The organism is Geobacillus sp. WSUCF1 (genome assembly GCF_000422025.1).
Classification (GTDB): Bacteria; Bacillota; Bacilli; order Bacillales; family Anoxybacillaceae; genus Geobacillus; species Geobacillus zalihae.
In genome coordinates this window covers 1-5380 of sequence record NZ_ATCO01000148.1, presented here as the reverse complement: position 1 = coordinate 5380, position 5380 = coordinate 1, and the positions used below count along the sequence as shown (strand labels likewise).

At 53.5% G+C, this 5380-nt stretch carries 4 protein-coding genes and 2 pseudogenes; 4 read left to right on the top strand and 2 right to left on the bottom strand.

Annotated features, from left to right (window positions below):
- Window positions 1-102 precede the first annotated feature (102 nt).
- Window positions 103-375, bottom strand: coding sequence for a hypothetical protein (locus tag I656_RS02960; RefSeq protein WP_020756266.1), 273 nt, complete (start codon window positions 373-375; stop codon window positions 103-105).
- 533 nt (window positions 376-908) lie between these two features.
- On the opposite strand from I656_RS02960, the pseudogene I656_RS0116495 reads away from it, so the two are divergent.
- Window positions 909-2584, top strand: a pseudogene (locus I656_RS0116495) (gamma-glutamyltransferase family protein).
- Window positions 2585-2609: 25 nt separating this feature from the next.
- Window positions 2610-2762, top strand: a pseudogene (locus I656_RS19945) (chromate transporter); the annotation flags it as partial.
- 294 nt (window positions 2763-3056) lie between these two features.
- Here the strand turns inward: I656_RS19945 and I656_RS02970 are convergent.
- Window positions 3057-3566, bottom strand: a complete 510-nt coding sequence (locus I656_RS02970; protein WP_033006405.1) for a BsuPI-related putative proteinase inhibitor — start codon at window positions 3564-3566, stop codon at window positions 3057-3059.
- A gap of 307 nt (window positions 3567-3873) precedes the next feature.
- Between I656_RS02970 and spoIIID the strand changes: the two genes are divergently transcribed.
- Both spoIIID and I656_RS02975 read left to right on the top strand, forming a co-directional pair.
- Window positions 3874-4137 (top strand): sporulation transcriptional regulator SpoIIID, encoded by a 264-nt coding sequence (gene spoIIID, locus I656_RS0116485; RefSeq protein ID WP_011232801.1) that lies wholly within the window; start codon window positions 3874-3876, stop codon window positions 4135-4137.
- Window positions 4138-4243: 106 nt separating this feature from the next.
- Window positions 4244-5245, top strand: coding sequence for a rod shape-determining protein (locus I656_RS02975; protein ID WP_033006404.1), 1002 nt, complete (start codon window positions 4244-4246; stop codon window positions 5243-5245).
- The last annotated feature ends 135 nt before the right edge of the window (window positions 5246-5380 follow it).

Below are 5380 nucleotides of genomic sequence, written 5' to 3'. Positions count from 1 at the left end.
TAGGTACGATAAAAACGCGCTCACTTCCGGTCTGTTTCGAGCGCCTTCCGCAAGTTTCAATCCCTCATAGGTACGATAAAAACCCAAACCATGCGCATTAAATCAAGCTTTTCCCCTTTCGGCTGTTTCTAGGGTATCACGTTTCAAATATTCTGTCAATAATATTCGGACTTGATGGTTGTAGGATTTTGAAGCAAAGGAACATTGTCGTCGATCCCCAGGGGTTTTTGCGCGATTGGGGGTCGACGACAATGGGAATATAGGGTTGCGGAGAAAGGTTTGTTCCTTCATCCGTTCGATCTTTTTAAACGGCAGTCCGGTCAGTGCGTGGATCGCGTCGATATCGTACCCTTTCCCCAGCATTTTCTTCGCCACGTCGAGCCTCCCTTCCTCGATTTTTTTGACGCCCTTTTTTCATCCCTCGTCTTATTCCTTTCTGTATTCCTTGCTTTAATCCCTGTTCCATTCCTTCGATGATAGATAAACTTGGGCCAACATCAAAATGGTCTGCCTGGCGGGTCATCTGCATAACGAAAGCGGGGCTAGCCATACCAAAGGAGAATGGCCTCATGCAAGAACATTTTCCTGTTCCAATATGTTACTCTGAATCCATGATAAAGACGCGTTCAAACCGCCAAAAAAAACTTGATAAATTAACAAAATACTGCACTCTGCACTCGGAGTTCTTCACCGAATAGGTGAACATTCGAAATTGAGTTGAAACCTCGGCACGATTGGGTTTTCCGGTATTTTTGATACACTTCTGTCCCGGATTCAGGTGTTAGTTTAAGTTCCAAAAACAATAGACTGCCAGTTGAACATTAGCGTTTAGCACGATAGGCGGATTGAATATTCTTTATATTTTTAGAGAGCAGAATGGAAATCTTCCCTTCTTTCCTTTAAAATAAATGAAAACGGAAACGGTTTTGTTTATGGAAACGCTTTATTTCTCGCTTAACGAAAGAAAGGGGATCGCGGCCATGGACTACCTATACCACCCCTACCCATCGCAGCGGATGACGGTGTTTGCGAAAAACGGCGTCGTCGCAACGTCGCAGCCGCTGGCGGCGCAGGCGGGGCTTGATGTGTTGAAAAAAGGCGGCAATGCCATCGATGCGGCGATCGCCGCGGCCGCCTGCTTGACGGTTGTCGAACCGACATCGAACGGCATCGGCGGCGATGCGTTCGCCCTTGTTTGGACGGACGGGAAGCTGTACGGATTAAACGCGAGCGGCTATGCGCCGAAATCGATCTCGATTGAAGCGCTCAAAGAGCTCGGCTATACCGAGATGCCGAAGTACGGCTTCGCTCCGGTGACCGTTCCGGGGGCGCCGGCGGCGTGGGCGGCGCTGTCAAAGCGCTTCGGCCGCCTGCCGCTTGTGGAAACGCTCGCACCGGCGATCGCCTATGCGGAAAACGGCTATCCGGTTTCGCCAGTGCTCGGAAAGTATTGGGCTGCGGCGTTTCGTACATACAAAGAAGCGCTTCGTGGGCCGGAGTTTGCCGCCTGGTTTGCGACGTTTGCGCCGGGCGGCCGCGCGCCGAAGATCGGCGAAGTGTGGGCCTCGCCGGACCATGCGGCGACGCTGCGCTCCATTGCCGAAACGGAAGCGGAAAGCTTTTACCGCGGCGAGCTGGCGGAAAAAATCGCCGCCTTCTCGAAGCAATACGGCGGCTTTTTGGCGGCGGACGACCTCGCCGAGTATGAACCGGAATGGGTCGAGCCGATCTCCGTCTCCTACCGAGGCTATGAGGTGTGGGAAATTCCGCCGAACGGTCAAGGGCTTGTGGCTTTAATGGCGCTCAACATCATGAACGGGTTTGACGTGCCGAGCGTCCCGGATGTCGAGACGCACCACCGGCAAATCGAGGCGATGAAGCTTGCCTTTGCCGATGGGAAAGCGTACATCGCCGACCGCCGCTATATGAACTGCAGCCCAGACGAGCTGTTGTCGGAATCGTTTGCCGCGATGCGCCGGGCGCAAATCGGCGCGGAGGCGCTCACGCCGGAGCCGGGGACGCCGCCAAAAGGCGGAACGGTCTATTTGGCCGCCGCCGACGGCGAAGGGAATATGGTGTCGTTCATTCAAAGCAACTATATGGGCTTTGGCTCAGGCCTCGTCGTCCCAGGCACGGGCATTGCTCTGCACAACCGCGGCCATAACTTCGCCTTTGACGAACGTCACCCGAACGGCTGGCGCCAAGGAAAAAGCCGTACCATACAATCATCCCCGGCTTTTTGACCAAAGGAGGTGCGCCGGTCGGCCCGTTTGGCGTCATGGGCGGATTTATGCAGCCGCAAGGGCATTTGCAAGTGATCATGAACACCATCGATTTTGACTTGAACCCGCAAGCGGCGCTCGATGCTCCCCGCTGGCAGTGGATGGAAGGAAAAACGGTGCTCGTCGAGCCGCACTTCCCGCGCCATATCGCCGAAGCGCTCGCACGCAAAGGGCATGACATTCGCTTTGCCTTAGACGGAGGTCCGTTCGGCCGCGGACAAATCATTTGGCGCGATCCTGACACCGGCGTGCTTGCCGCCGGGACGGAGCCGCGCACGGACGGGGCGGTCGCCGCTTGGTGAGACTCACGATAAAGGGATGACTTCGATGAACCAATGGCATTTATTTCTTGCTTTTTTCCGCGTCGGCATGCTCGGATACGGGGGCGGGCCGTCCTCGATCCCGCTTGTGCGTGCTGAAGTGGTGGCGAAATACCGCTGGATGGCGGATGAAGAATTCGCTGAAATCGCCGCCAGCGCCTTTTTGATGTTTGGCAAATGGCGCATCCACCCAGCGTACGTCATCGTCTTGGCGCTTGTGTATGGGGCTTTCTTTTTGTCGTAATGCAGGGAAAATCTTTTCGGCGCTGCAACGGGATGCTTCATCCATGGGTGAGCATCCCTCTTTTTGTGGCAGCGCGGGCAAAAAAGAACATCGATGCAGAAATTCCTGTTGGAAAAGGCCGCAAAAAGCGCTCGGGACAGGAGCGTTTTCCTAATTTAGACGCCGGATGGCGAGCGCGGCAACAGCCGCGAAGGCAAACCGGCAGCGCCTTCACTCGACCGTAAATGTCGCCTTCGCCCGCGCGTTCGGCCAGTTTGGATCAGCGAGCCACCACTCAAGCGTATACGTCCCCGGCTCTAGGTCGCGGAACGTTTCCTGAAACGACAGCTCTTCCCCCTGTTTTAACGGCCGTTCCTCATAAATTTGCGCAAACATCTTCCCTTCGCTGAACTGCTTCACCTTTTGTCCATCGCGGTATAAAACGTAGTCATACTTTTTCGAGCTCGTAAACGTCACCGTTTGCACGCGTTCGGTTTGGTTTTTGACCGTAAACGTAAACACGTAAGCATCGTGTTGCTTTTCGTACGTGAGCGACGGCTCCAGCGTCCCGGCGATGATGCCTTTTCCGCCCGCGGGCGCTGGTTTGCCGGCCGGAGCGGGGCCAAGCAAATCGTCTTTCGCCTGCGGTTGATCACTGCTGTTTGTGTACATGAACAACGCACTCGCCGCTGCTGCTCCCACGAGCGCCGCAATGATGCCGATCGTCTTTCCGTTTCCCATTCTCGCTCCTCCTTTGACTTTTCTATTATAGTCGTTTCCCATTTTCTCTCCGTTACAAACCGCAAAAAAATTGTGAAAAAACCGTTGTCCGCCTTGATATTTCTGGTATATATGCCCGATTTGTCTAATAAAATGTTACAAATTGAACAGCAATGAGAGTGGTTGAGGTGGGGATCGTTCACAACCGGCAAGCGACGCGATGAAGACGCTTCTAAGACATCCAACGAAAGCGGCGCTCATCAGTGGCAAGACGAGTCTCATTTCACACTTCTCACTTCTCACATCCAACCTAGGGAGGGCGAGTGGTGTGCACGATTACATCAAAGAGCGTACGATCAAGATTGGCAAGTATATCGTGGAGACAAGGAAAACCGTTCGCGTCATTGCGAAAGAATTTGGCGTATCCAAAAGCACCGTGCATAAAGACTTGACCGAGCGGCTGCCGGAAATCAACCCGGAACTGGCCCAAGAAGTCAAACAAATTCTCGATTACCATAAATCGATCCGCCATTTGCGCGGCGGGGAAGCAACGAAGAAAAAGTATAAAAAGCAGACGGTGAAAAACAACTGACTTTTTCCTTGCCATCTGCCGTTTGCAGTATCATTCCGGGAGGCAAATATGGTAGAATAAACAATTAGGAATGATTTTAGGGCAGAGGCAAGGAGGAGCAAGTCATATGTTTTCACGAGACATCGGCATCGACTTAGGCACGGCGAACGTCCTCATTTTCGTCAAAGGCAAAGGCATCGTGCTCAATGAGCCGTCCGTCGTGGCGATCGATAAACACACGAACAAAGTGCTCGCAGTCGGCGAAGAAGCACGACGAATGGTCGGACGTACTCCTGGGAATATTGTTGCCATTCGGCCGCTCAAAGACGGCGTCATCGCGGATTTTGACATTACCGAAGCGATGCTGAAGCATTTCTTAAGCAAGCTCGACCTAAAAGGCTTTTTCGCCAAACCGCGCATTTTGATTTGTTGCCCGACGAACACAACATCCGTGGAACGGAAAGCGATCAAAGAGGCAGCGGAAAAAAGCGGCGGCAAAAAAGTGTACTTGGAGGAAGAGCCGAAAGTCGCAGCCATTGGCGCCGGAATGGACATTTTTCAGCCGTGCGGAAACATGGTCGTTGATATTGGCGGTGGCACGACTGACGTCGCGGTTCTCTCGATGGGAGACATCGTCACCGCCTCTTCCATTAAAATGGCCGGGGACAAGTTTGATATGGAGATTTTAAACTACATCAAGCGCGAATATAAGCTGCTCATCGGGGAGCGAACGGCCGAGGAAATCAAGATTAAGGTCGCAACGGTATTCCCAGGCGCACGGTCCGAAGAAATCGACGTCCGCGGCCGCGATCTCGTCACCGGATTGCCGCGCACGATCACCATTCGTTCAGAAGAAATCGAACGGGCGCTTCGCGAGCCGGTGTCCTTGATTGTACAAGCCGCCAAAAGCGTGCTCGAGCGCACCCCGCCAGAATTGTCGGCGGACATCATCGACCGCGGCGTCATTTTAACGGGCGGCGGCGCATTGCTTCATGGCATCGATTTGCTGCTTGCCGAAGAGCTGAAGCTTCCGGTGTTCATCGCCGAAAATCCGATGGACTGCGTCGCCCTTGGCACCGGGCTGATGCTTGAGAACATCGACCGCGCGCCGAAATCGCAATTGATTTAACATCTTTCCGAAAGAAGTCTCCCACTTCTAAACGAAGTGAAAGTCGAAAGTGAATTTTAGTAAAACCGTGGGACACACGGGGATCGCTCGGTCAACTTCCCATCATGAGATGGGGTTACCCGAGAAGCCCCCACC